The sequence below is a fragment of the Micromonospora sp. NPDC048909 genome (genome assembly GCF_040649635.1).
In the GTDB taxonomy this organism is placed as follows: Bacteria; Actinomycetota; Actinomycetes; order Mycobacteriales; family Micromonosporaceae; genus Micromonospora.
On record NZ_JBEZFU010000007.1, the window covers coordinates 15,986 to 42,909 of the forward strand.

18 protein-coding genes are annotated in these 26,924 nt (G+C 70.9%); 9 read left to right on the forward strand and 9 right to left on the reverse strand.

What is annotated here, in order from left to right; translation table 11 throughout:
• Nucleotides 1–24 precede the first annotated feature (24 nt).
• From AB0C04_RS20100 to AB0C04_RS20115, 4 genes are all read right to left on the reverse strand, one after another.
• Nucleotides 25–1,029 (reverse strand): substrate-binding domain-containing protein, encoded by a 1,005-nt coding sequence (locus tag AB0C04_RS20100; protein ID WP_357056646.1) that lies wholly within the window; start codon nt 1,027–1,029, stop codon nt 25–27.
• Nucleotides 1,030–1,054: 25 nt separating this feature from the next.
• Nucleotides 1,055–2,116 carry an ABC transporter permease gene (locus AB0C04_RS20105; RefSeq protein ID WP_357056649.1) on the reverse strand — a complete coding sequence of 354 codons (1,062 nt, stop codon included), beginning with the start codon at nt 2,114–2,116 and terminating at the stop codon, nt 1,055–1,057.
• On the reverse strand, nt 2,113–3,651 hold the full coding sequence (locus AB0C04_RS20110; RefSeq protein WP_357056652.1) for a sugar ABC transporter ATP-binding protein: 1,539 nt from the start codon (nt 3,649–3,651) through the stop codon (nt 2,113–2,115). The genes AB0C04_RS20105 and AB0C04_RS20110 overlap by 4 nt, the downstream gene beginning before the upstream one ends.
• 83 nt (nt 3,652–3,734) lie before the next feature.
• Nucleotides 3,735–6,986, reverse strand: coding sequence for a DUF2961 domain-containing protein (locus AB0C04_RS20115; RefSeq protein WP_357056655.1), 3,252 nt, complete (start codon nt 6,984–6,986; stop codon nt 3,735–3,737).
• Between the two features lie 633 nt (nt 6,987–7,619).
• On the opposite strand from AB0C04_RS20115, the gene AB0C04_RS20120 reads away from it, so the two are divergent.
• Complete coding sequence (locus tag AB0C04_RS20120) at nt 7,620–8,618, forward strand: LacI family DNA-binding transcriptional regulator (protein ID WP_357056658.1); 999 nt, start codon at nt 7,620–7,622, stop codon at nt 8,616–8,618.
• A 172-nt stretch (nt 8,619–8,790) separates the two neighbouring features.
• Here AB0C04_RS20120 and AB0C04_RS20125 read toward each other — a convergent pair whose 3' ends face one another.
• The 3 genes from AB0C04_RS20125 to AB0C04_RS20135 form a co-directional block, all read right to left on the reverse strand.
• A complete protein-coding gene (locus tag AB0C04_RS20125) occupies nt 8,791–10,425 on the reverse strand; it encodes a fucose isomerase (protein ID WP_357056661.1) in 1,635 nt (544 codons plus the stop codon).
• A complete protein-coding gene (locus AB0C04_RS20130) occupies nt 10,422–11,960 on the reverse strand; it encodes an FGGY-family carbohydrate kinase (RefSeq protein WP_357056664.1) in 1,539 nt (512 codons plus the stop codon). Before AB0C04_RS20130 ends, AB0C04_RS20125 begins: the two co-directional genes overlap by 4 nt.
• A 319-nt stretch (nt 11,961–12,279) precedes the next feature.
• The gene (locus AB0C04_RS20135) at nt 12,280–12,924 is read right to left on the reverse strand and encodes a hypothetical protein (protein WP_357056667.1); all 645 of its coding nucleotides are present in this window, start codon (nt 12,922–12,924) and stop codon (nt 12,280–12,282) included.
• 235 nt (nt 12,925–13,159) lie between these two features.
• On the opposite strand from AB0C04_RS20135, the gene AB0C04_RS20140 reads away from it, so the two are divergent.
• Nucleotides 13,160–13,582, forward strand: a complete 423-nt coding sequence (locus AB0C04_RS20140) for an acyl-CoA thioesterase (RefSeq protein ID WP_357056670.1) — start codon at nt 13,160–13,162, stop codon at nt 13,580–13,582.
• Nucleotides 13,583–13,724: 142 nt separating this feature from the next.
• Here the strand turns inward: AB0C04_RS20140 and AB0C04_RS20145 are convergent, their stop codons facing one another.
• Nucleotides 13,725–17,027 carry a DUF2961 domain-containing protein gene (locus AB0C04_RS20145; protein WP_357056673.1) on the reverse strand — a complete coding sequence of 1,101 codons (3,303 nt, stop codon included), beginning with the start codon at nt 17,025–17,027 and terminating at the stop codon, nt 13,725–13,727.
• 286 nt (nt 17,028–17,313) lie between these two features.
• On the opposite strand from AB0C04_RS20145, the gene AB0C04_RS20150 reads away from it, so the two are divergent.
• Genes AB0C04_RS20150 through AB0C04_RS20165 form a run of 4 tightly spaced genes read left to right on the forward strand, consistent with a single transcriptional unit; the run spans nt 17,314 to nt 20,511 of the window.
• The gene (locus tag AB0C04_RS20150) at nt 17,314–18,789 is read left to right on the forward strand and encodes a M23 family peptidase (RefSeq protein WP_357056676.1); all 1,476 of its coding nucleotides are present in this window, start codon (nt 17,314–17,316) and stop codon (nt 18,787–18,789) included.
• Nucleotides 18,790–18,823: 34 nt separating this feature from the next.
• Complete coding sequence (locus tag AB0C04_RS20155) at nt 18,824–18,970, forward strand: hypothetical protein (RefSeq protein ID WP_357056679.1); 147 nt, start codon at nt 18,824–18,826, stop codon at nt 18,968–18,970.
• Nucleotides 18,970–20,115, forward strand: a complete 1,146-nt coding sequence (locus tag AB0C04_RS20160) for an N-acetylmuramoyl-L-alanine amidase (protein WP_357056682.1) — start codon at nt 18,970–18,972, stop codon at nt 20,113–20,115. The genes AB0C04_RS20155 and AB0C04_RS20160 overlap by 1 nt, the downstream gene beginning before the upstream one ends.
• Nucleotides 20,116–20,160: 45 nt before the next feature.
• Entirely contained in the window at nt 20,161–20,511 is a 351-nt protein-coding gene (locus AB0C04_RS20165; RefSeq protein ID WP_357057267.1) for a hypothetical protein, read from the forward strand.
• 172 nt (nt 20,512–20,683) lie between these two features.
• On the opposite strand, the gene AB0C04_RS20170 is transcribed toward AB0C04_RS20165, so the two are convergent.
• Complete coding sequence (locus AB0C04_RS20170; RefSeq protein WP_357056685.1) at nt 20,684–22,000, reverse strand: family 43 glycosylhydrolase; 1,317 nt, start codon at nt 21,998–22,000, stop codon at nt 20,684–20,686.
• Nucleotides 22,001–22,182: 182 nt separating this feature from the next.
• On the opposite strand from AB0C04_RS20170, the gene AB0C04_RS20175 reads away from it, so the two are divergent.
• The 3 genes from AB0C04_RS20175 to AB0C04_RS20185 all read left to right on the forward strand — a co-directional run bounded on the left by AB0C04_RS20175 (nt 22,183) and on the right by AB0C04_RS20185 (nt 26,922).
• Complete coding sequence (locus AB0C04_RS20175; RefSeq protein ID WP_357056688.1) at nt 22,183–22,485, forward strand: hypothetical protein; 303 nt, start codon at nt 22,183–22,185, stop codon at nt 22,483–22,485.
• Entirely contained in the window at nt 22,482–24,122 is a 1,641-nt protein-coding gene (locus tag AB0C04_RS20180) for an amidase (protein ID WP_357056691.1), read from the forward strand. The genes AB0C04_RS20175 and AB0C04_RS20180 overlap by 4 nt, the downstream gene beginning before the upstream one ends.
• 277 nt (nt 24,123–24,399) lie before the next feature.
• Nucleotides 24,400–26,922: a M14 metallopeptidase family protein gene (locus AB0C04_RS20185; protein WP_357056694.1), complete on the forward strand. Its 2,523-nt coding sequence runs from the start codon at nt 24,400–24,402 to the stop codon at nt 26,920–26,922.
• Nucleotides 26,923–26,924 lie beyond the last annotated feature (2 nt).

The following is a 26,924-nucleotide window of genomic DNA, read 5'->3' on the forward strand; positions in this document are numbered from 1 at the left end:
CGACGGGCCCGCACCTGGGGACTGCTACTGCTTGCCGCCGAGCTCGGTGTAGGCCTGGGCAGCGTTGTCCTTGGTGATCTGCAGCGTGCCGAGGGTGGTCGACTTCGGCACGTCCTTCGCGCAGTCGACCAGGATCTTCTTGGCCAGGTCGATCGCCTCGCGTCCGCCGGTCGCGTACTGGAACGTCGCCTGCAGACGACCCTGCTCGACCGCCTTGATGCCGCCGGACGCGACCGGCAACGCGTCGATGCCGGTGAACTTGATCGCCGTCTCCTTACCGGCGGCCTTCGCCGCGAGGTAGGCGCCCTCCGCCATCGGGTCGTTGTGCGCGTACACGGCGTCGATGTCGGGGTGGGCCTTGAGCATCGCGTCCATGACGCTCTGCCCCTTCTCCCGCAGCCACTCGGCGGTCTGGGTGGCCACGATTTCGATCTTCGGGTTGCTCGCGATGCCCTCCCGGAAGCCCTGGGCGCGCTCGGCGGCCGGGGTGGAGCCGGGCAGTCCGGCGATCTCGACGACCTTGCCGCCCTGCGGCAGCAGCGTCTTGGCGTAGTACTCGCCCGCCGCCTTGCCGATGGCCACGTTGTCGCCGCCGATGAAGGCGGTGTACGCGTCACCCTCGACCTTGCGGTCGAGCACGATGACCGGGATGCCCTGGTCGTACGCCTTCTTCACCACGGCAGTGAGCGGCTTCGCCTCGTTCGGCGAGATGATCAGCAGGTTGATCTGCTGGGAGAGGAAGTTCTCCACATCGGCGACCTGTTTGCTGTTGTCCTGGGCCGCGTCCGAGACGACGACCTCGAACCCGGACACGGCCTTCGCCGCGGTGGTCACGTCATCGTTCATCACCTGTCGGTACGGCTCGGCGTTGTTGGCCTGCGACATGCCGATCAGGAACTCCTTGCCGCTGCCACAGCTGGCCGAGGCGTCGGTGCCGCTGTCGCCGCCGTCCTTCTCGACGCTGCACCCCGCGGTGGCGGCGAGCACGGTCAGCGCGAGGATCGTGATGGCTCTTCGGGTGTAGCGCATGTTTCCTCCAGGGTGGTGGTGGGGTTCAGGCGATGCGGGGGCGCAGGCGTTGCAACGCGGCGGCAGCCACGATGACCAGTCCCTTGACGACCAGCTGCACGTTCGCGTCGATGTTGTTGAGGGCGAGGATGTTGTTCAGGATCCCGAGCAGCAGGGCGCCGGCGATCGTGCCGCCCATGGATCCACTGCCACCGGCGAGACTCGTCCCGCCGATGACCACGGCCGCGATCGCGTCCAGTTCGTAGCCGGCACCGTCGTTCGGGCTGCCCTGGTTGAGCTGGCCGGCGTGGATGATCCCGGCCAGGGCGGCGAGCAGGCCGGAGATCGCGAAGACGGTGACCCGGACGCGCCGTACGGGCACGCCGGAGAGCCGAGCCGCCTTCTCGTTGCCGCCGATCGCGTACACGTGCCGCGCGAAGGCGGTGCTGCGCAGCACCAGGAGCGCGCCGACCCCGATGGCGAGGAAGAGCAGGGCCGGTACCGGCAGCACCCCGTTGATCGAACCGCTCAGCAGCGAGAACGCCTCGGGGGCCTCCTGCGGCCCGTCGCCGTAGGCGATCGGGACACCCAGCCCGCCGGACCACATCCGGGCGATGCCCCGAGCCGCTTGCAGGCCGGCCAGGGTGACGATGAAGGACTGGATCCCGAGCCGGGCGACGATCGCGCCCTGGGTGGCCCCGAACGCGGTGCCGATGAACAGCACGATGAGGACCGTCGGCACGATGCCCAGGCCGCTGTCGACCATCAGCGTGGCCGACCCGACCGCGGCGAGCCCGAGCACCGCCCCGACGGAGAGGTCGATGCCGCCGATCAGGATCACGAACGTCATCCCGACCGCGATGATGCCGATCTCCGAGACCGCCCGGACGATGTTGGCGAGGTTTCCGGAGCTGAGGAAGACGTTCTCGCCGTTGCGCGACGGCGACACGGCGATCGCGATCAGGAAGACGGCGACCAGCCCGAACAGGCTCTGGAACCGGAAGAAGTTGTCGACGATCGCCTGCCGGTCCTTCGGCAGTCGGATCGTCCGGCGGCGGGGCGGTGTCTCCGGCGGCGATTCGGCGAGGGTGGGGTTGGGCGAATTCATCGAGACTCCTTGACGTCGTCCCCGTTGGCGGCGGCGAGGATGGCTTGTTGGGTGGCGCGGGCGCGGGGCAGCACGGCCACCGTGCGACCGCGGTGCAGCACGACCACCCGGTCACAGAGGCTCAGCAGCTCCGGCAGCTCCGACGAGGCGAGCAGGATCGCCATTCCCGAGTCGGCGAGCCGGTGCAGCAGGCGGTAGATCTCGGCCTTGGCGCCGATGTCCACCCCCCGGGTCGGCTCGTCGAGCAGGAGCAGTCGCGGTCGCCTCAGCAGTTGCTTGGCGAACACGATCTTCTGCTGGTTGCCGCCGGAGAGCGTGGCCACGGCGATCGACGGTGACGCCGCCTTCACCGCCAGGGCGCTGAGCTGTTCGGCCACCGTCCGGCGTAGCAGCGGGCGGCGCACCAGCCCGAGGGTGGTCAGCGTGGACAGCGCCGCGAGAGCGATGTTGTCCGCCACGGAGTGCTCCAGCATCAGTCCCGCGCCGCGCCGGTCCTCGGGGACGAACGCCACCCCGCGCGCCAGTGCCGCCCGAGGGCTGCCGGGGCGGTAGGGCCGCTCGTCGATCGTCACCTGGCCGCTGTGCCGGCCGGAGCCGCCCGCGCCGAACAACGTCTCCAGCAGTTCCGTACGCCCGGCGCCCATCAGACCGGCGAGGCCGACGATCTCTCCGGAGCGCACCGTGAGGTCGACGCCGGCCGGTGCCGTCCGCCCGGGCACCGGGCGGCGGGGTGTCACGGCGAGCCCGCGTACGTCGAGCAACACGTCACCGGGTTCGTTGCGGCCCTCGCCGAAGAGCGCGTCGACCGGGCGGCCGACCATGAGCTGGATGATGTCGTCCCGGGAGGCGACCCGGGGGTCGACGGTGCCGGCGACGCCGCCGTTGCGCAGCACGGTCACCCGGTCGGCGATGACTTCGATCTCCGCCATCCGGTGCGAGATGTAGACGATGCCGACTCCGGCCCGGCGCAGCTCGGTGATCGTCGTGAAGAGCCGCTCGACCTCCGCGTCGGCCAGAGCCGCGGTCGGTTCATCCATGATCAGGACTCGCGCGCGCAGCGACAGGGCCCGACCGATCTCGACCAGCTGCTGCTCGCCGACGCGCAGCGATCCCACGAGCCGGCGCGGGTCCAGGTCGGCGCCGAGCGTCCGCAGGTGTGCCGTGGCCTGTCGGCGCATCTCCCGGATGTCGACGGTGCCGAGGCGGGTGCGGGGCTCCCGCCCGAGGAACATGTTCTCCGCGATGGACAGCCCCGCCACCAGATCCAGCTCCTGGTGGATGGTGGCGATACCGGCGCGTTGGGCGTCGGCCGGGCCGGCGAAGCTCACCGGCTCCCCGTCCACCTCGATCGTGCCGTCGTGCTCGGTGATCACCCCGGAGAGAATGTTGATCAACGTGGATTTGCCGGCCCCGTTCTCGCCGAGCAGCGCGTGCACCTCACCGGCGGTGACGGTGAGGTCGATGTCGCGGCAGGCGTGCACGCCGCCGAACCGCTTGCCGATGCCGGTCATCCGGACCAGCGGCCGATCTGTCATACGGCACCTCGTGGCTCGTCTGCGGGATCTGCGGGTTGGGCGGAGTCGGAGACCCGCCGGGCGGGCCTCCGACTCCGGACCGGTCACGAGGTCAGGCGGGCTTCGATGTAGTCGAGGCCGGCCAGGTACCCGCTCGACGCGGTGGCCTTGCCGGTCACCGTGAGGGTGAGCGTGTGCCGGCCCGCGGACAGCTGACGCTGGCCGTAGTCCAGCGGGTCGCTGACGATCACGTCCGGCGAGTGGTACGCGTCGAACGCCTCGCCGATGCGGGTGCCGTCGATCGCCACCGTGTTGGTGCCGTAGTCCCGGGCCAGCGTCTGCACCAGGTGCAGCTGGTAGGTGCCGGTCGTGGGCACCTCGAACGCCACGGTCACACTCCGGTTCGGCGCGTCCGGTCGGAACCACAGCTGCGCGCCGCGCGACCAGCGTATGCCGCAGCAGTCGCCCTGCACGTCCGCCGGAGCGTCGGCGGAGACCGCGGGCAGCAGCGACTCGGCTTCGACGCGCAGGGTGTCGCCGGTGGTGGCCGACGCCGGCGCCGAGTAGGCACCGAGGTTGCCCTCGGCGTCCACCGCGCGTACCCGGTAGTACCAGGTCTCGCGCAGGCCCAACCCGCTGTGCTCGAAGCTCGGCCGGGTCGTGACGCCCACCCGGTTGTCCGGCCCGGGCGTGAATCCGGCCTGCCGCGAGGCGAACACCTGGTAGCTCGGCGCGTACACGTCGTCGGTGGCCGGGCGCCAGGTCAGCGCCACCGCGTTCGTCGTGCCGCTGGTCGCGGTGAGCCCGGCGACCTGAGTGGGCCGGGTCCGGTCGACGAAGGGGGTGACCTCGCTGAGCACCGCGTAGCGGGCCGCGGACCAGGCCGGCGCGCCGTCGGTCGGGGTCAGCGTGACCGTCACCGTCGACCTGCCCTTGGTGTACGCGGCCGGGATCCGGAACTCGTCCTCCAGCCAGCGATGTGCGGCGTTGGCCAGCGGCTGTGACCAGGTGCCGGCGTTGTGCCCGTTCACCTGGACGCTCACCGACTGGTATCCGGCGGCCTGGTCGCCCACCCGGCGCAGCACCGCGCCGGTGTTGTCCCGGTCCAGGGCGACCCGGAACCGGACCGGTGTGCTCGAGGCGCGGGTGTCGTCGGTGACCGGTCGGGGCGCGCCGTCGTCGCCTTCATAGGTCGCGGTGAGCACCTCCCGCTCGCCGCCGGAGGTGTAGCCGTGCGCCGACTCGCTGGCGGCGTCGCCGACGTCGACGGTGTCGGTCCAGCGCTGCCCGACGGTGTCCTGCCCGTACCAGTAGGCGGTCGAGCCGTACCGGGCCGGGTCCTGGTCACCCGGGCCGTGTTCGATGCCGAACCGCAGGTCGGTGGAGAACGACACCGCCTCGGCGAGCATCAGCCGGTAGGCGCCGGTGCAGTCGTACTGGCAGCCGTAGTCGCTGACCTCGTGGGCCGGGTTGCCGTTGGTGGGCGCCGAGAACGTGCCGTGGTTGAAGTACCAGCCGCTCTCGTAGAAGTCCTCGGTTCCGGTGCCGTGGATGCTCGGGCTCTGCGCGCCGTCCACGTAGACCCGCTCGTCGCCCTCGAGGTAGTTGCGCTGGTTGCCCGCGGGGATGTGCCCTTCCATGGTGTGCGTGACGCCGACGAACTTTCCGCGGCCGGCCACGTCGAGGAAGAGGTGGTCGGCGCCGGGGGTGGTGTCGGCGCTCGCCGCGGTGGCCCGGAAGTAGCCGGCCGTGCCGGTCGGGCGCAGCGCCGGCGCCCAGCGGGCGGAGCGTGCGGTGGTCACGGAGGCCACCGACGACGTGATCGGCACGGTGGAGCCGTTGCGCAACTCGATGCTGAACCCTGACCGGTAGGGCATCGGCCACCAGGCCGAGAGTGTCGCGGTCGCGGGGTCGACGCCGAACATCAGCGACCGCACCGGGTGCAGCCCGAGGCCGGTGCCGAAGAACTCGCCGAGGGGCGCGTCCACGGTGGTCCTGCCGTCGAACGTGATGCGCAGCCGGCTGTCGCGCAGCACCGCGTCGGAGGCCGCGACGGCCGCCTTGCGGTCGGCGTCCGCCGGGTAGCTCATGGTGTTGCTGCCCTGCCAGCTCTGCGCGGTGATCCGGTAGCCGTGGGCGGCCTCGGCGTCGGTGTGGGACGGGCCGAGGTCGAGGGTGTCGGTCCGCTTGGCGGTGCCGGCGACGAGGCTGTCGACCCAGTAGGTGAACTCGTTGACGTCCAGGTCCGACGAGACGAACTGGTTGCGGATGGTGATCGTGGACTTGCCGGCCGTGACACTCGCTGGCAGCTCGACGCTCTGGTCGAGCCAGGTGCCGAAGGGCACCGGGTCGTTGGCCGGCCACTCGGCGGCTGGCGCGCCGTCCACCAGGACCTGCGCCCGCTGGTGCCCGATGTGCGGGTCGAGCCGGCGGGTCAGCCGCACTCCGGTGTTCGCCGGGTCGACGGCCACCCGGAACTCGCTGCCGCCGCCGGGCCCGTAGGCGCGGCCGTCGTCGGCGACCGGCGTCGGCGGCCCGACGAGTTGCGGGATCCGCAGTTGCAGCCCGTTGACAGCACCGGGGCCGACGCCCTTGGCGAGGGTCACCGCGCCCTTGGCCGGGACGCTGAACTCCCGGTCGGCGGTCGTCGCGCCCGGCTCCGGGCGCTTGGGGTCGCGGGTGCCGGCGGCCTTGAGCTGGTCGATGACGTCCAACGCACGGTCCGACGGGTCGAAGGTGCGCACCCCGTCGGCGGTGGTGAACTTGCGGTAGGTGACGTGGTAGAAGACCGGGTTCTTCTCGGTGGTCACCCGCATCGAGTTGCGGTAGGTCATCGGCGCCTTGATGTAGACGCCTCCGGAGCTCTGCGCCGCGTTGGCGACCACCGGGTAGACGAAGGGCGCGCCGAGCTTGCCGTCCACGACGTCCTGGAGCTTGGCGTCGAGCACCGTCACCCCGTCGAGGACCACCTTGATGGTGCCGGTGGCGGAGACGTTGCCCTCGTCGCGGGTGAACCAGATCGAGTCGATCTCCCCGGCGCCGGTGGCCTCGGCGAGGACGCAGCCCTCGGCGCCGGTGCGTAGGCAGGAGTACTGGCCGGAGAAGCCGTCGTCGTTGCCGCCGCTGCGGTCGAAGCTGGAGAACTGGTAGGCCCGCGGGGCGTCGGGGAGTTCGGCGAGCCGGTCGAGTCTGCGGTAGACGTCCCATCCGGTGGGGCCGTTGTCGGAGGGGGTGGGCGCGGCCGAGGCCGGCCCGGCCGGGCCGATGAGGGCGGTTCCGGCGAGCAGCGCCGCGGTGAACGCGGCGCGCAGCAGCCGGCGAGCGGAGGTACGTGGTGCGGGGGTGGTGGGTGTCATGAGTCGCCTTCCACGTCGGTGGGTGGGGCGGATCGCGATGCAGGATCAGGGAATCGATTTCTCGCTGCAATTGCGATCAGGGTAGGCACGCCGCCGCACGGTGGTCAATCCTCTGTCGCCACCGACGGGCGATGCTGTTGACAGCGACCCAGCGCCCTCTTATGGTCCTGGACCAGGGGCGAGCAAACGATTTCTCGCTCGCGAGAGCACGCCGCAGCGCTGCGGCGGCTGGGAGGCCCTCCGTGCTCCGATTCGTCAGTCCTCACGGGATTTCTCCCCCGGGTCACATTGGTGACCAGCATGTCGCCGGCGGTGCACAGCGACCCACGACGATGGCGGCATGTGCGGGCACCCTGCGCTGCCAGCCCGTTACTGGTCGTGCCGGAACGGGCGTATCCTCGTGACGTTGAAGGCTGAGGCAGGGGCCGGTCGGGGTGACGCCGGCCTGCGGCTCACCGTCGACGGTTGAGCGCGGCAGGCCCGGTCGGCGACCTGTCCGCGCCGGAAACCGGCGGGTAACACCCGTGACGGTTCGGCCACTAACCACCCGTAGGATGCCGGGTTCCGGCGCCGCGGCGGGCTGGGCGACCGCGCCGAGGCACAGCGTCAGGAAGGGCGAGCGGAGGGAGGCGAATGGCGACGATCTACGACGTGGCACGGCAGGCTCAGGTCTCGCCCGCGACGGTGTCTCGGGTGCTGAACGGACGGACCACGGTCGACCCGGTCATGGCCGCACGCGTGCAGCAGGCGATGCGGGAGCTGGATTACCGTCCGAACGCCGTCGCCCGCAACCTGCGCCTGAGTCAGACCAGCCTCTGGGCCGTCATCATCTCCGACATCGGAAACCCCTTCTTCACCTCGATGGTGCGCGGGGTGGAGGACGTCGGGCAGAGCGCCGGCTACTCGGTGGTCCTGTGCAACAGCGACGAGGATCCGGAGAAGGAGTCCCGGTACATCGCTGCGGCCCTGGCCGAGCGGATGGCGGGTGTCATCATCTCCACCTCCGGCCGACCGACCGTCATCAACCGGCTCGTCGAGGCGCGCATCCCGGTCGTGGCGATCGACCGCCAGCTACGCGGCGTCAACATCGACACCGTGCTCGTCGACAACGTGCAGGGCGCCGAGATGGCGACCACCCACCTCCTCGACAACGGTTACCAGCGGGTCGCCTGCATCACCGGTCCACGCCGGATCTCCACCGCCGCCCAACGGCTGCGCGGCTACCAGCGCGCGCTGCGGTCGCACGACCGGGAGGCGACCGACAATCTGGTGCGGTACGCGGACTTCCGCGAGGAGGGCGGCTACCGGGCCATGGCCTCGCTGCTCGACAGCGACAACCCGCCGGACAGCGTCTTCGCGACGAACAACCTGATGACGGTCGGCGCCGTCGAGTGCCTCGTCGACCGCGGTGTGAAGGTGCCGGCCGAGTTCGGGGTGGTCGGGTTCGACGACATTCCCTGGGCTCATCTGGTCAGACCGTCGCTGAGCACCGTCTCCCAGCCGACCTACGACCTGGGGCGCGCCGCCGCGGTACTGCTCACCGAACGGATCGCCAACCCGACACGGCCGCCGTCGACCGTCACCCTCAGCACCGGCCTGCAGGTACGCGAGAGCTCCACCCGCCCGAGGTGACCGGGCCGCACGCGCTGAGGGACGGGAAGCCTGCCTACCCCAGCGCATCGTCAGGCTCCCCGTCCCTCATCCCGTCGGCTCCCCGGGCCCGGCACCGGCCGCCGGGTCAGCGGCCGGTGCCGTCACTCAGATGACCCGCCCGCGGCTGTGCGGGATCGACCCACGCGAGCCGTCAGAGGTTGACCTCACCGCACACGTGCACCCGGACGCCGAGTTCGGCGAACATGGCCGCCTTCACCCGTAGCGCCTTGTCGGCGGTCGCCGCATCCGGCGCGTAGGCGACGTTGACGTGGTTGGCCTTGTGCCGCGCCATCAACTGGTCCCGGTCGACGCCGTGCAGGACGGCGTGCATGATCGGCCACTGCGCCGTGGTGGCGTCCAGCCGGCGCTGGGTCTCCTCGGCCGGCAGCTCGACGACGGTGCCGCGGCCCAGGTCCACGTGCAGCGCGCCGTCCATGATGAACACCCGCGACCAGACGATCTCCCCCGGCTTGGACACCCCGCTCAGGGTGCCCCCGCCGAGCGGAAAGAACATCGGTGGCTGGCGCATGCTGTACGACCGGTCGTAGCCGCCGTTGTGCGACGCCGGCACCGAGCCGGAGATCTCGAACACCCAGACGAAGTCGTCGCCGTACCGCTCGCCCCACCGGATGTCGTGCAACGTCGTGGCCGGGTCGAGGCCCATCGCCGTCCAGATCCGATTGGTGACCAGCGAGTCGACAGCCACCCCCTCGTCGACCTCGTTGAAGTGCGGCAGCGGCGCCCCCGGGTACAGCTCGCGGCTCCCGTCACGGCTGAGCACCGGTGGCCGCTGAACGTTGTTCAGCAGGCCCTCGGCGAGGTCGCTGGCCGGAACGGTGTCCTTCAGGCCCTGCTGGTACTGGATGCCCACCGCGTCCAGGCCGTAGTCGTCGGAGATGCGCAGTGCGGCGACGTACATCTTGAACTGGCTGAGCAACTGCGCCTCGGTCAGCTCGGTGGCCTCGTCGGTGCCCACGTGGAAGGTCATCCCGGCGTCGTCCAACCACCGGCGGACCGCCTGGGCCTCCTCGTCGGAGACGCGGGCCATCTCGGCGACCAGCGCGCTCTGCGACAGCCGCTCCTTGTAGATGCCGAGCGGATTGATCAGCTCGTCGTCGAAGATCGCGTTGTACATCCCCATGCAGCCCTCGTCGAAGACGCCGATGATGGCCTTCTCCGTCGCGAGTTGGCCGGCCAGCGACCGGCCCAGTGCGACCTCCGGGTCGTCGGGCAGCGCGGGCAGGTCACGCACGTGGCTGGTGTCGTGGCGCAGCTGCCCGGTCTCCAGCCAGGTCCGCAGCCCGCCGATCGCCCACTCGTCGGTGAAGTCCCGGCTCCACAGCGCGGAGTGCGCAACACCGGCCTTGGTGAGGCTCGCGGTGAGGTTGAGCAGGCCGACCAGGCCGGGGAACTCGCCGCTCCAGTTCGCCACGATGAGGATCGGCCCCCGGTGGCTGCGCAACCCGGCCAGGACGTGGTGGCTGTACTGCCAGACGGCCTCGACCACGATCAGTGGCGCGTCGGCGGGGATCCGCTTGAAGACCTCGATGCCCGCGCGCTGGCTGTCGATGAACCCGTGTCCCTTGCCCGGGTCGATGCCGTGCCCGCGCTCGACCTTCCAGCCGAGCGCGTTGACCGCCGCCGTGAGGTCGGCCTCCAGTTGCTGCTGGGTGGGCCAGCAGGTGACGTTCGCGCTGAGCCGGAGATCGCCGCTGGCAACCGTGTAGACGGTGCCGGGTGCCGCCGACGGCGGGTCGGCGAGCACGGGCAGCGTGTAGCTGGTCATAGGGCGACTCCTTCGGTGCGTTGCTCTTCGCTGGCATCCGTCCGAGCGGCGGCCAGGAACCGGACCTGACGTGCGGCGAGCGCGTGGGCGACCCGCTTGGAACTCGTGTACAGCTCGCGATACAGCCCGTACAGCTCGTCGTAGTCGGCGGTGAACTCGGCGCGGGGCTCGCGGATCTCCTTGGCGGGGTTCCACGCCTCGATCGAGACGGACCACCCGGTCTGCGCGGCCAGGAAGGCCGCGCCGTAGCTGGCGCCGATGGTCTGCGCGGGGATCACCTGGGCGCGTCCGGTGACGTCGGAGACGATCTGTGTCCAGAGCCCGCCCTGGGTACCCCCGCCGACCGCGACGACGCGCCGGATGTCACCGCCGCTGGCCTCGATGGTCTCGATGTTGTGGCGTACGCCGAGGCCGGTCGCCTCGAGCGCGGCGCGGTAGAGGTCACCGCGGTCGTGCGAGACGGTGAGGCCGGCGAGGATGCCGCGGGCCCGCGGATCCAGGATCGGCGTGCGTTCGCCGGCGAAGTACGGCAGCATGAGCAGCCCTCGGGCGCCCGGACCGGAGGCCTCGGCGAGGCGGAGCAGCTCGGGATAGTCCGGCGCGCCGAACAGCTCGCGCAACCACGCCGTGATGGCTCCGGAGGTCGCCAGGCCACCGGCGAGATTACGGGTCCCGGGCAGGGCGCCGACGGTCCCCCACAGCGACGGGTCGGTGACCCGGGCCGCGACCGTGTGGACCAGGAACATCGTCGTGCCGTACATCAGCATGAGGTCGCCGACGCCCTGGGCGCCGACGCTGATCGCCTCCGACCAGGCGTCGATGGTTCCGGTGATGACGGGGACGCCCGGTGGCAGCCCGGTCTCCGCCGCCGCCTCCGCCGTCACCCGGCCGGCCACGTCGCCGGGCCAACGCAGCTCAGGCAGGACCAGCCCGGGGGCGATCTCGGCGACCCACGGTTGGTACCAGTCGTGGCGGTCGGTGTCGTACAGCGGCGTGCACTGGCTCGCCGAGTGGTGGTCCAGCACGTACTCGTCGGTGAGCTTGAGCGCGAGCCACGAGCTGGGCATGAAGAGCCGACGGGCGCGGCGGTAGAGGTGCGGTTCGTTCTCGGCCACCCAGGCCACCTTCGCGCCCGCAGCCTGACTGGACAGGGCCGAGCCGCACCGACGCAGGATCTCGTCGGCGCCGAACCGCTCGGTGAGCCGGGCGATCTGGTCGGTCGAGCGGGTGTCGACGCCGTAGAGGATGGCCGGGCGGAGCGGCACGTTCGCGGCGTCGGTGAGCAGCACGCAGGGACCCATGCCGCTGACCCCGACCGCGACGACCTCCGCGTCGCCCGGTGCCAGCAGATCGCGGCTGAGCGAGACGAACTCCTGCCACCAGACGTCGGCGTCCATCTCGACCCAGCCGGGTCGGGGCCGGCTCACCTCGTGCGTCCGGGTGGCCGAGCGCAGGACGCGTCCATCGACGTCGACGAGCACGCCCTTGCTGCTCGATGTGCCGATGTCCACGCCCAGGACAGCCGCGACCTTCATGGCGCCACTGTTCCAGCAATCGATTTCCGAATCAAGGTCGATTGGCATACGTTTTTCTCTCTCGCCGCCGACGTCCGGCCGAACCACCGTCGATACGGCGTCGCTCTCGGAACGCGGTCGACGAGGCGCGAGCGGGCGGGGTGGTGGCGGGCGATCCTGCTACGGTCGGCGGGAGGATCGCTGGCCCCGGCGACGACGGTCGCCTCCCCCACCCGGAGTCCGATGTCCGAGCGCCGCCGACGTCCCCCGCCCACGGCGGCACCGTCTTCCGCGTGGCCCCGCCCTGGTGGAATTCCGTGCTCGGTGCATGGCTGATCGTTCATCCCGGAATCTGCGCCGAGCCTTGGCCGTCGTGTGCCTGATCGCCACCGCCGGGTTGCCGGCCGGATCGTCGGTGGCCGCCGACACCGCCGGATCCGCGGTCCTGCGGGTGCTCCAGATGAACCTCTGCAACAGCGGCCGCGCCGGCTGCTACACCGGCCGATCGGTGACCGGGGCCGCCGAGGTGATCCGCGCCGAAGTGCCCGACCTGGTCACCCTCAATGAGATCTGTCAGGACGACGTGGCCGCGCTGGCGCGCGCCTTGGCGGACGTCCACGGCGGCGACACGGTCGTGTCCGCCTTCAAGGCTGCCGGTGACCGCCCCACCGGCGACGTCACCCGGTGCCGCAACGGCCAGCCGTACGGCATCGGGCTGCTGACCCACCTTCGGGCGCCGTACCCGGGGCACACCGTGCACAGCGGGATCCACCCGACGCAGGATCTCGCGGACCCGGAGGAACGGGCCTGGCTCTGCGTCCACATCCCCGGCACGCTGCACGCCTGCACCACCCACCTGGCGGCCACCAGCGCCACCGTCGCGCTCGCCCAGTGCGGCCACCTGCTCGACACGGTCGTACCGACGATCCGCAGGAGCGCCGGCTACGCGCCCACCGTGCTGAGCGGTGACCTCAATCTCCGGCACGGCGGTGTCCCCGACGTACGGTCCTGCGTGCTGCCCGGCTACCTGCGGATCGACGACGGCGCGTTGCAACACCTCATGGCGACGAGCGACATCACGGTCTGTTGCCGCAGGTCGATCGGCATGCGCGCAGCGACCGACCACCCCGGGCTACTGGCCACTGTCACGATCCGACGGGAGACGTCCCGGCTCGACCAGGTGGCGGCCCGCGTCGTACCCGCCGGTTACGCTCGGGCGCATGGGAGATCCCTTCCGCGCGCGCATAACCGTGCGCGGCTACGAGCTCGACACCCAGGGCCACCTGAATCAGGCCGTCTACCTCCAGTACGCCGAGCACGCCCGGTGGGAGTGTCTGCGCGCCGCCGGCATCTCGCAGGACCGACTGCTCGCCACCGGGGTCGGGCCGGTCGCCCTCGAGGTGACGCTGAAATACCTGCGCGAGCTGCGCGGCGGTGACGAGCTGGACGTGTCCTGCGGGTTCCGCTGGGGCGAGGGCCGGACCTTCCAGCTCGAGCAGGACTACACCCTCCTCGACGGGACCCCGGTCGCGACGCTGACCGGGGTGGGCGGGCTGCTCGACCTGGCGGCCCGGCGACTGGTGCCCGACCCGCGGTCGCGGTTCCGCGAGCTGGCCACCGACCCGGCGCCGCTGAACCTCTGACGTCCCGTCCGCGCCGGGCAGTGGTCGGCCCGGGCCGGGGGGCCGGAGGCGTCCGCAGGAACGCCGTCACGGTCCGCCCGGCCGTCGACGTCTGACCGCCTCCGCCCGCCCCGGGTGGGCTCACGGGATCGGGCGCGCATGGTCACACGCTCGGCCGGGGCAGCTCGCTGCCGGTCGCGAAGTGGTCATGCCACTTCCAGGTGGCCTGCACGAACCGCCCACCGTCGGAGAGTGAGACGAACGCGTCCGCCGTGGTGCCGCGGGTGAACGTCACGACGTCGGCGCGTCCGTCGCCGTCGAAGTCGCCGACGCCCGGCAGCTCCGTCCCGAGCGCGAACAGGTCGTGCCACTTCCAGTTGTCCTGCACGAACCGGCCGCCGTCGGAGAGGGCCACGAACACGTCGCCGGCCATGCCCCGGGTGAATGCCACGATGTCGTCGCGGCCGTCGCCGTTGACGTCGCCGACCGCGGGCAGCTCGCTGCCGACCGCGAAGTGGTCGTGCCACTTCCAGCCCTCCTCGGCGAACCTGGTGCCGTCGGAGAGCGAGACGTAGACGTCCGCCTGGTCGTGGGTGCCGCGGGTGAACGTCACGATGTCGTCGCGGCCGTCACCGTTGACGTCGCCCACCGCCGGTACCTCGGTGCCGACGGCGAAGCGGTCGTGCCACTTGAGGCCGGGCCCGAAGCCGGAGCCGGTCGACAGGGCCACGTAGACGTCGGCGTTCTCGCCCCGGGTGAAGGTGATGATGTCGGTCAGACCGTCGCCGTTGACGTCGCCGACCGCCGGCATCTCCGTGCCGGTGGCGAAGAAGTCGTGCCATTTGGCCCCGCCGGCGAATCCGGACCCGGTGGAGAGGCCGACGTAGACGTCGGCGAGCTCGCCCCGGGTGAACGTGATGGCGTCCGCCCGGCCGTCGCCGTTGACGTCCCCGGTGAACGGCAGCTCTGCGCCCGGGGCGAAGAAGTCGTTCCACAGCCAGCCGTCCTGCACGAACCGGCCGCCGTCGGAGAGCGAGGCGAACACGTCGGCGGCGGTGCCGCGCGTGAAGACCACGGCGTCGTCGCGGCGGTCGCCGTCGACGTCGCTGGCGGCGCGCGGTCGGGTGGTCGCCGACACCTCGGCCGACGGGGCGCCGGTGTTGCCCGCGCCGTCGACGGCGACGACCCGGTAGTAGCGGGTCTGGTTGGCCGGCAGCGGGCCGTGCCGGAACCCGGTCGTCCGCGTCGTGCCGACCAGGTTGGCCGCTGTGATCGCGACTCCGGGCGCGCTTGAGGAGTAGATGCGGTAGCCGGCGATCCCGACGTTGTCGGACGGCTCGGACCAGGACAGGCCCAGGGCGTGGACCCGCCCGCCGGCCAGGGCCACGCCGGACACGGCGCCGGGTGCCACGGTGTCGGCGAACGGCGGGACCATGCTCTCGGCGAGGTACCGGGCCGCGGTCCAGGCGGGCGCGCCTGCGGCCGGGGTCAGCGTGACGGTGACCGTCGACCGACCCGCGGTGAGCGATGCCGGCAGCACGAACTCGTCGGCCAGCCAACGCTGCCGGCCGTTGCCCAGCGGCTGCAGCCACACGCCGGCCGCTAAGCCGTCCACCGCCACGGCTGCCTGCTGGTAGCCGCTCAGCTGGTCGCCCTGCCGGCGCAGCCGTACGCCCTGGTTGGCCGGGTCGACGGCGACCCGGAAGCTGATCGCGGCCGTGCTGGCGCGGACCTGGCCGCTCACCGTGAGGTTGTCGTCGTCGCCCTCGAACGGCGCGGTGAGCGCGTACTGGGTCGCCGCCGCGTCGGTGTAGCCGTGCGCGGCCCGGCTGACGGCGTCGCCGGTGACCAGCGTGTCGGTCCGGCGCACGGTGACGGTGGGCTGGGCGGGGGCGTAGAGGAACGCCGTCGAGGCGTAGTTCGCCGGCATGTCGTTGGCCGGCCCGTGCTCGATGCCGAAGCGCAGGGCGCTGGCGTACGACACGGCGTCGCCGATCATCAGGCGGTAGGTGGCGTCGCATTCGTCGACGCAACCGCCGGCGCGGAAGAGGTGGGCGGTGTTGCCGGTGAAGACGCCGCTGTACTCGCCGCGGTTGAAGTACCACCCGGACTCGTAGAAGTCCTCGGTGCCGGTGCCGTAGAGCTGCGGTGTCGGTGAGCCGTCGACGTGCACCCGCTCGTCGCCCTCGAGATAGTTGCGGGTGTTGCCGCCGGTGATGTGGCCGCGCATGGTGTGGGAGATGCCGACGAACCTGCCGCGGCCGGTCTGGTCGGCGACGATCCAGTCGCTGCCGCCGACGGTCTCCGCCCGACGGGACTGGGTGGTGAAGTAGCCGGCAACCCCGTCGGCGGCGAGCGCCGCCGTCCACTGGGTGCCCGGCGCCGAGGTCACCTCGGCCTGGACGCCGCTGACGGCGGCGCCGGTGGTGTTCGCCAGCGCGACGATGGCGGTGGACCGGAACGGCATCGGCCACCACGCGCTGTACCAGCCGCCGGGGGCGGCGTCCATGGCGAACATCAGGGAGCGGACGCCGCGCTCACCGAGCCCGCCGCCGAAGAACTCACCGACCGGGCTGTCCACGGTCGTCCGACCGTCGAAGGTGATCCGTATCCGCAGGCCGGACAGGTTCGGCTCGGTCGCCGCGCCGTCGGGCACCCGCAGCCGCAGCGCGGTGATCGCCCGTGGCCCGGTGAGGGTGGCGAGGGTGGCCTGCCCGCCGGCGGGGACGCTGACCGTGGCGCCGGCGGTGGTCGCGCCGGGCTGGGCCGGCTTCGGGTCACGGGTGCCGGCGGCGCGCAGCTTGTCCAGCACGTCGGTGGCCGGGTCGGCGGGGTTGAACCGGGAAATGCCGGCCGGGTCGGCGAACTCGCGGTACGTGACGTGGTGGAAAAGCGGGTTGTTCTGGGTGGTGATCCGCATGGAGTCGCGGTAGGGCATCGGCACCTTGACGGTGACGCCGCCTGAGGTCTGGTCGGCGTTGGTGACGAGGGGAGCGACGAACGGGCTGCCGAGACCGCCGTTGACGAGGTTCTGCAGCGCGGTGTCGACGACGGTGACCCCGTCGAGCTCGATGCGGATCCAACCGGTGGCGCTGACGTTGCCGCCGTCGCGGGTGAACCAGATGGACTGCACCTCGCCGGGGCCACGGTCCTCGGCGATGACGCAGCCACCGCTCTGGCGAAGACACGAGTAGGTGCCGACGAAGCCGTCGTCGTTGGATCCGTCGCGGCCGAAGCTGGAGAACTGGCGGGTGCGGGTGCCGGCGGCCAGTTCGGGGAGGCGGTCCAGCCTGCGGTATGCGTCCCAACCGATTGGGCCCTTGTCGTCGGCGGTGGCGAGGACCGTCACGCCGGCCGTGCCGGGTCCGGCGGCGGCCGGCGGGGCGGCGGTGGCTGTCGCGGGTGCGGTGGTGGCGAGCAACGCCGCGGTGGCGACACCGAGCCAGCGGGGGGTACGGAGCCTCATGGGTGTCCCTTCGGGAGTGCCGTCCGGGCGCGACAGAAATCGATTGCTCGGCGCAGTAAACTGCGGCCTTCGATACTTGTCAATACCTGCCCGTCCGGTTTCGAGGGATGGAGGAAGTATCCGCCACCCCTCCCCCAAATCTCGTAGAAATCCTTCGCCCACCCATTGACAGGCGTCACCGTCATTCGGAAACTCAGGGCAATCGATTTCTCTGCACATCCCCGGGGCTGCCGCCGAGATGCCGCGCCGCCCGCGCACCGCCCCCACCGACCCCGAGGAGCCTGTCGTGCGTACCCGAAGCATCCGTCACCGACTGGGCGCGGCGATCGCAGCCGCGGCGCTCACGTCGACCGCGGCGGTCGTCGCGGCCGGCGCGCCCGCCGCCGCCGCGTGCCAGTACATCCCACCCAACCACGACCCGAACGTGATCCGGATCGTCTACCAGGTCGGGCTGTCCCGCGGCGTCTCCGACCGGGTGATGCTGGCCGGCTTCGAGGCCGGCTGGGTCGAGTCGCACATGAACAACCTGCCGTGCGGTGACAAGGACTCACTCGGGGTCTTCCAGCAGCGGCCGAGCTACGGCTGGGGCACTCCCGAGCAGATCCTCAACGTCGAGTACGCCGCCACCCAGTTCTTCAGCCGCGCCCAGGTCGAGGACGGCCGCTGCCCGACGTGCACCGCCGGTCAGATCGCGCAGCGAGTGCAGCGGTCCGCGTTTCCTGACCGGTACGACCAGAGCGAGGCCAAGGCCCGCACGTTGCTCGCCGAGGCACGGGCCGGCACCAGCGGTGCGGTCGCCGGTCGGGCCTACCTGTTCGGTGGTGCGCAGCACGTGGCGATGGTGAACACCGGTGGCAGCCTGACGAACTTCTCCTGGTCACCGTCGACCGGTGTGGTCCGCCCCGACTGGGGTGGCGGTCCGCTGGTCGGCAAGACCGTCGGCTACGTGCACGACGGGCTGCAACACGTCTTCGCCCGGGGCACCGACAACACCCTGCGGCACTGGTTCCAGAGCGGAACGGCGGCACCGGGGTTGGACAGTTGGAACACCGCCGGCCTCGTGCTGTCCAACCCGACCGGCTTCGCCTACGGAAACCAGCAGCACGTGTTCTTCCGCAACCCGGCCGGGAACCTGGAGCACCGCTTCTACGACACCGTGAGCCGCCAGGTCGCCGGCGGCGTCTGGCCCGGCGGCACGTTCGTCGGCAACCCCTACGCCTTCGTCCACAAGGACCAACAGCACATCTTCGCCCGCACCGCCTCAGGCGCGCTCATCCACTGGTACTGGTGGCCCGGCATCAACCCCTCCGTCGACAACTGGGGCATCACCTCAGGCGTCGCCTCCGACCCCACCGGCTTCTCCTACGCCGGCAACCAACACCACATCTTCTACCGCAACACCGACGGCAACCTGCAACACCGCTTCTTCGACGACCCCACCGGCACCCTCAACGGCGGCGTCTGGGCCGGCGGAGCCTTCACCGGCAACCCCCACGCCTTCGTCCACGGCAACCAACAACACATCCTCGCCCGACGTACCAACGGCGACCTCATCCACTGGTACTGGTGGCCCGGCACCAACCCCGGCAACGACACCTGGGGCGCCCTCGGCGTCGTCACCGCAGACCCCGTCGGACTCTCCACCCCCGGCCAACACCACGTCTTCTACCGCACCACCAACGGCACCCTCGAACACCGCTTCATCAACGACACCAACGGCCAACTCGGCGTCGACAACTGGGGCGGCTCACTCCCCACCTGATCCACCTCCGCTGCACCGCATCTGAAGGAGTGTCATGACCCGCACACGTCTCCGGCTTGCCCGCCGGACGCTGCTCGGCCTTCCGGCCGTCGTGGTCGCCGCCGTCACCCTGGCCGCCCGCCCGGCCCAGGCCAAGCCCCGCCCCGCCGAGTGCGTCGCCGATCTGATGGAGGCATCCTGATGGCCACCATCCCGTGGCTCGCCGACGTCCTGCGCGCCGAGGGCATCCCGGTCGTCGAGGAGGGCGACTGGCGCAACCGCATGGTCTCGGGCTCGTTCAACCCGATCGGTGTGCTGTGGCACCACACGGCGGCGTTCTCCAGCCCGAGCAACCCACATCCCGCGCTGAACACCTGCATCTACGGCCGGCCCGACCTCCAGGGGCCGCTCTGCCAGGCGCTGGTCGACTACAACGGCGTCTTCCACATCATCTCCGCCGGCCGGTGCAACCACGCCGGCGCCAGCCGGGGCAGCGGGCCGATCCCCGCCGGCGACGGCAACACGATGCTGGTCGGCTGGGAGATCGACTACGGCGGCGACCAGGCGACCGACCAGCGGATGACCGCCGCGCAGTACAGCAACTCCGTACGGGCGACCGCGGCGGTGCTGCGCCGGCTCGGCCGCGACGCCAGCTACGCGCGGGGGCATCGCGAGACCAGCACCACCGGCAAGATCGACCCTTCCTTCGTCGACCTGGACGCGATGCGGGCCGATGTCGCGCGGCTGCTCGCCGGCGGCGGTCTCGGAACCGGCGTCGCCGGTCCGGCGTACGTCTACGGTGACCAGCAGCACTTCGCCGCCATCAACACCGGCGGCACGTTGATCAACCTGTCGTGGTCACCGTCGACCGGCATCCTCCGGCCCGACTGGGGTGGCGGTCCGCTGGTCGGCAAGACCGTCGGCTACGTGCACGACGGGCTGCAACACGTCTTCGCCCGGGGCACCGACAACACCCTGCGGCACTGGTTCCAGAGCGGAACGGCGGCACCGGGGTTGGACAGTTGGAACACCGCCGGCCTCGTGCTGTCCAACCCGACCGGCTTCGCCTACGGAAACCAGCAGCACGTGTTCTTCCGCAACCCGGCCGGGAACCTGGAGCACCGCTTCTACGACACCGTGAGCCGCCAGGTCGCCGGCGGCGTCTGGCCCGGCGGCACGTTCGTCGGCAACCCCTACGCCTTCGTCCACAAGGACCAACAGCACATCTTCGCCCGCACCGCCTCAGGCGCGCTCATCCACTGGTACTGGTGGCCCGGCATCAACCCCTCCGTCGACAACTGGGGCATCACCTCAGGCGTCGCCTCCGACCCCACCGGCTTCTCCTAAGCCGGCAACCAACACCACATCTTCTACCGCAACACCGACGGCAACCTGCAACACCGCTTCTTCGACGACCCCACCGGCACCCTCAACGGCGGCGTCTGGGCCGGCGGAGCCTTCACCGGCAACCCCCACGCCTTCGTCCACGGCAACCAACAACACATCCTCGCCCGACGTACCAACGGCGACCTCATCCACTGGTACTGGTGGCCCGGCACCAACCCCGGCAACGACACCTGGGGCGCCCTCGGCGTCGTCACCGCAGACCCCGTCGGACTCTCCACCCCCGGCCAACACCACGTCTTCTACCGCACCACCAACGGCACCCTCGAACACCGCTTCATCAACGACACCAACGGCCAACTCGGCGTCGACAACTGGGGCGGCTCACTCGCCAGCTGATTCGCAGGAGCGGGCCCCTTCGGTCGGAGGGGCCCGCTCATCGGGTTCCCACTCCGCCCGGACCGGGCTGCCGGGCCCGAGTCTCTGGCCCTTCGCTACGCCGGACGGCCGTCGCCTTCCTGGTGGGCACGTCCGATCTGATGCTCACCCCCGGAGGGGAGGCCCGAGGTGGTCACGCGATCTCGATGAAGTCGATCTCGGCCCAGCGGTTGAGGTGGGTGAGCCGCAGGGTGTTGAAGCCGGCGTTCAGCGTGACGTCGGCGCGGACCTGTCGCCAGTTCTCCCAACCGGCGTCCGGGTAGGTGACCACCTGGGACGCCCCACCGTTCACGGTCAGGGTGTGCTGGGCCTCGCCGTAACCCGCGGCGTACGCGATGTGGGCCGTGTAGGCGCCGGCCCGTGGCGCGAAGACCGTGACGTCGACCCAGCTGTCGGCGTGGTCGAGGTAGGCCACCACCTGCCCCTGTGAGGCGCTCGGGGTGTTCCGGGCGGCACAGTTGTGCAGCGCCCCGCGTTCGGCCTCGTAGCGGACCCGGCTGCCCCGCACGACGGGGTACTCGCCGGCCCAACCGAGCGCGGCCACGTACATGCCACGCGCCGTGTAGTTGTTGATCCAGCCGTGGAAGACGAGGTGGTCGCCGCCGGCCTCGCGGACCACGTCGGCGCCGCCGGGGCCGCGTACCGCGCCGTCCAGGGTGGCGGTGGTCAGCAGCGAGCGGTAGGCCTTCGTGTACGGCCCGGCGAGCGCGGTCGAGGTCGCGTAGCTGGTCTGGTAGTTGTCTCCGCCGTATCCGCCGACGGAGTAGAAGAGCACGTAGCGAGACCCGACCCGGGTGAGCACCGGTGCCTCGATGACGCCGGCCTCCTCCGGCCGGTCGTTGCGCAGCAGCTCCACCCGGGCGCCCTGGAGCGTCACGCCGTCGGCGGCCACCCGTTGCAGCCACAGGCTGGTCGGCTGGCCGATGGCGTTGCCGTCGTCCTTGTAGAGCAGGTAGCGCAGCCCGTCGCCGTCGGTGAAACTGGACGCGTCGATGTCACCGCCCTCGGCGCCGTTGCAGATCAACGGCCCGGCGCCCACCGCGACGAAGGGGCCCAACGGCGAGCTGGCCACCGCCGCGCCGATGCACTGCCGGCCGACCGCCCGGCTCCGGGCGGTGTAGTAGAGCAGGTATCGGCCGTCGGCGCGTGCGGACACGTCCGGGGCCCAGGTCAGGCCGCCGCTGGCCCAGGCGCCGAGGCCGGGCAGCGCGTCCGCTCGCCGGGTCCACGGCCCGGTCAGCGAGGCCGCGGTGGCGACCGGCACGTTCCCGAAGCCGTTGTTGGTGGAGTAGGCGTAGTAGGTGCCGCCCACCTTGATGACGTCGGGGTCGGGGAAGTCGCTGGCGATGACCGCCGCCGGAGGCGTGGTCACGGCGGAGGCGTGTTCCGCGCCGATGACGAACGGGCCGATGACGAGTGCGGCAACCAGGATCGCGAGACCTCGACGCATGACGAAGTCTAACCCAGCTCATCGATGGTCGGGAATGTGTTCCGTAAGCGCCGCCTCATGGGCAAACTCAAATATTCCTCAACTTCTACCCGCATCGCGCTGCCACGAATCGCGACCGGCCTACGGTCAGTCCACTTCGACCGGGACCCGCGACACCCCCTGTCGCACGACTTGGGAGCATCATGGCACCTACTCCGCCGACGGATGCCGAGCTGAACGTTCTGATCCGCGCCCGGCTCGCCGCACTCGGCATCGACCTCGACCAACTTCCGCCGGGGACCAGCCCCGACCCGGAAACCGGCTCGCCCGGCCGGGACTCCGTGCTCGCCTCGCTGCGCTCCTTCGTGCGGGGCACCGTGGCGACGCTCGCCGCGTACCAGCTGCCCGCTCCCGACGGCACCGATCCCGACACCGCCAAGGCGCTGTCGCAGCAGCACGCGCCGGTCCTCTACCCCTCCAACAGCACGGAATGGCGGAAGGCATGACGTCCGAACCAATCGATCGTACGGTCGACCGCCGGGCGTTCCTGGCTCGCGCCGCGGCGCTGGCCACCGTCTCAGCCGTCGGCGTCAACGTCGGACTGCCCTCGGTTGCGCTGGCGAGCAGCGGTCTGGCCACCAGCACCAAGCCGGGAGGGGCGAGACGGCCGCTGGACCAGCCGAACGCCTACACCGAGCCTCGGCCGGAGGCGCTCGCCGATCCGTCCGAGCTCACCATCGCCGAGGCAGCCTGGCTCATCCGGGCCGGCAAACTCACCCCCGAGCACCTGGTCGAGGCGTACCTGGCCCGCATCTCCCGGTACGACGGCATCTACCAGGCGTTCAACCGGGTGCTCGCCGACGCGGCCATTGCGGGCGCGCGAGATGTCGGGCGCCGGCCCCGACACGGCGTGCTGCACGGCATCCCGCTGGCCATCAAGGACAACTACTACACCGAAGGGGTCCCCACCACGGCGAACTCCTTCCTGTTCAAGGACTTCGTACCGCCGTACGACGCGACCGCGGTGGCCCGGTTGAAGGCGAGCGGCGCGATCGTGCTCGGCAAGACTCAGATGGGCCCGCTGGCGACCACCCGTGCCACCACACCGGCCGGTGTGATCACCACGGTGAACGCCTGGACACCGACCGACCGCGGCACCGACCCGGGCGGGTCCTCCACCGGCACCGCCACCGCGGTTGCCGGCCGGATGGCCACCTCCGGCATCGGCACGCAGACCGGTGGCTCGATCACGGCCCCGTCCAACGCGCAGAACCTCACCGGCCTCAAGCCGACCATGGGCCGGGTCTCGGCGGCCGGCATCATCCCGCTCACCTACACGCGCGACCACCCGGGCCCGTTGGCCCGGGATGCCAAGGACGCCGCGATCATGCTGACCGCGATGGCGGGCGAGGACCCCATGGACCCGCGCAGCCAGGGCCTGCCCGACGTACCCAACCTGATCGATGCGGCCAGCCCGGTCTACCAGGGGCGCCGGGTCAAGCTGCGCTGGAAGACCCGGATCGGGGTGCTGCCGGGCTTCGTCAACGGCACCTCGCCCACCGCGCTGGCCCGTGCGGCCTATCTGGCACAGCTCGCCGCGATCCCTGGCGTCACCCTGGTGGACGTGCCGCTGCCGGACGACTGGAGCCAGCTGACCGGTAGCACCTTCAACAACATCCGGCTGCCCGAGCGGGCCGAGCCGTTCATGCCGTACCTGCGCACCGACCTGCGCGGTTTCGGGGTGTCGGTGACCAGCTGGCTGCAGGGCGCGCTGATGGGTGGCAACGAGTTCATCACCGGTCAGCGGGCCAAGCTGCTGCTGATGGACCAGGTGCTCAACGACCTCTTCGACGACTGCGACGTGGTGGTGCAGACCGACCCGGTGCCCTTCGACATCCTGGGCCTGCCGGAGATCGCCTTCCCGATCGGCTCCACCGCCGCCGGGCTGCCGATCGGCACCATCCTGGGCGGTCTCCCGTACGCCGAGGACCGGCTGTTGTCGGTGGTGGCCGCCTACCAGGCGGTGACGGACTGGCATCTGCGGCGGCCGGCCGATCCGCCCACCGGCGCGGGCGCGCGGGGCGCGGCTCCTGCCGAAGCGCTGCGCCTGACGGCTGAGGAGGTCGCCGAACTCAGCCAGTGACGTGCGACGGGCGGGCAGCCGATGCCCGCCCGTTCGTCACGGCCCGGCCCGGCACCTTCATTCAGAGAGTGCCGAGCCTCAAGATTTCCTCAATTGCCACCCTGAGCGTGCCAAGACATCGATCGAAGCCTGTTGAATCGTGCCATCCGAGTTGGCGCGGCCGCCCCTGCCGGAACCTTTTCCGTCGTATACGTACTGCGAAGGGGTGTCAGGTGAACGAAGACTGTCTCGGAGCGCGGTATCGGTCGCATGTGCGCTGGCTCTGGTCGGTTCGCCAGTGTTGACGTCGGCGACCACCGCCACCGCCTCGAACCGCGTGCCGAAGCCGGAGTCGGTGATCGGCTGGGCGCCGTGTACCGACTACAAGCTGGCCACCTACGAGCAGATCGCGGACTACTACCGGAAGCTCGACAAGGCCAGCGACCGGATGAAACTGGTCGAGATCGGCAAGACCAGCGAGGGACGGCCGCAGCTGATGGCCATCGTCTCCTCCGAGAAGAACCTCAAGGACGCGAACCTGCGGCGCTACCGGGAAACCTCGGTACGACTTTCCCAGGGCGACTCGCTCTCCGAGTCCCAGGCCCGCGACCTCGCCAAGAACGGCAAGGCCATCGCCTGGGTCGACTTCGGCATCCACTCCACCGAGGTGGCCGGGCACCAGACCGCCCCACAGTTCGCGTACGACCTGGTGACCAGCGAGACGTCCGAGGCGCGAGCGATCCGGGACAACCTCATCACCCTGCTGGTGCCGAACGTGAACCCGGACGGCGGGACGAAGGTCGCCGAGTGGTACCGGCAGAACCTGGGTGGGCCCTACCAGGACGCCGGCTATCCCGAGCTGTACCAGAAGTACGCCGGACACGACAACAACCGTGACTGGTACATGTTCAACCTGCAGGAGACGCAGAACGTCGGGCGCCAACTGTTCCACGAGTGGATCCCGCAGGTCATGCACAACGTCCACCAGACCGCGGTCTTCCCCGCCCGGATCAGCATCCCGCCCTACGAGGACCCGCTGAACCCCAACATCCACCCCCAGGTGGTCCGGGGCGTCAACATCGTCGGCGACGCGATGGGACAGCGGCTGGAACGCGAGGGTAAGGGCGGTGCGCTGGCCCGCCAGTCGTACGACATCTGGTGGAACGGCGGCGCCCGGACCGCACCGTACTACCACAACCAGATCGGCATCCTCACCGAGACCGCGCACGCCTCGGCGACGCCCCGGGTGTACGACCCCGCGACCTTCCCGAAGACCTTCGCGGACGGCACCTCCACCAGCCAGCCCTCGGTCTTCTACCCCAGCCCCTGGAAGGGCGGCGAGTGGCACCTGTCGCAGAGCTGTGACTACATCAAGACGGCCTCGTGGGCGATGCTGCGCGTGGCCAGCGACGACCGCGAGGCCCTGCTCTACGGGGCGGCGCAGATGGCCCGGGACGGGGCGATCAACGGCGCCTCGACCACCTACGTGATCCCGGCCGACCAGGCGGACTTCCCGACCGCCACGAAGCTCGTGGACAAGCTGCGCTGGAACAACATCCGGGTCGAGCGCGCGGTGAAGCCGTTCACGGTCGGCGACCGCAGGTACCCGGCCGGCAGCTATCTCGTCCGGGAGGCGCAGCCCTACCGGGCAGCGGTGCTGGACCTGCTCAACCCGCAGGTCTACCCGGATCGGCGGCTCTACCCCGGCGGCCCGCTCGAGCCTCCGTACGACATCACCGGCTACACGCTCTCGTTCCAGATGGGCGTCACCGTCAACAAGCTCGACCAGGCCGTGCGGGCCGAGACCGTCGCGGTCGACCGGCCGACGGTGCCGACCGGTGCGGTGGCCGGTGCGCCGAAGTACGCTTACGCCCTCGACCCCCGCGTCAACGACAGCTCGGCCGCCGTGAACGCCCTGCTCGCGGCGGGGGACAAGGTCCTCCAGAGCAGTGCCGAGGTGACCACCCGCAGTGGCAAGCTGCCGGCTGGCACGTTCCTGGTCACGCCGCGTCCGGGCACCGACGCGCGGGTGACGGGGCTCGCCACCCAGTTCGGGCTCAGCATCGCCGCGGTGGACGCGAAGCCGGCGAAGGTGACCGAACTCGTCGCGCCTCGGATCGGGCTGTACGACGGCTTCAACAACTACGACGAGGGCTGGACCCGGCTGATCCTGGACCAGTTCGGCTTCCGGTACGAGAAGCTGACGAACGCGTCGGTCCGGGCCGGTGACCTGCGGGCGAGGTTCGACACCATCGTGCTGCCCGACGCCACCTACACCTCGATGCGCAACGGCCGGGCGGCCGGCTCGCTGCCGCCGGAGTACACCGGCGGAATGACCGACGTTGGCGTGGCCAACCTGAAGGCGTTCGTCGAGGCGGGCGGCACGGTGGTGACCCTGAACAAGGCCGCCCAACTGCCGATCAAGGCGTTCGGCGTGCCGGTCAAGGACGTCACCGAAGGGGTAGCGGAGACCTCCTACAACATCCCGGGATCGGTGCTGAACCTCAACGTCGACGCCAGTGACCCGGTCGCCGCCGGGTTCGACCCGAACGCGTCGGCGTTCGTCGCGGACGGGCCGGCGTTCGAGGTCAACGAGGGCGCCGAGGGTGTCACGGTGGCGGCCACCTGGCCGAAGAGCAACCTGCTGAAGAGCGGCTTCCTCCTCGGTGAGGACGTCATCGGCGGCAAGGCGGCCGTGGTGACCGCGAAGGTGGGCGACGGGCAGGTGGTGATGATCGGCTTCAAGCCGCAGCACCGGGCTCAGTCGCACGGCACCTACCGGCTGCTGTTCAACGCGATGTACCTGGGGGGTCAGCGCTGACC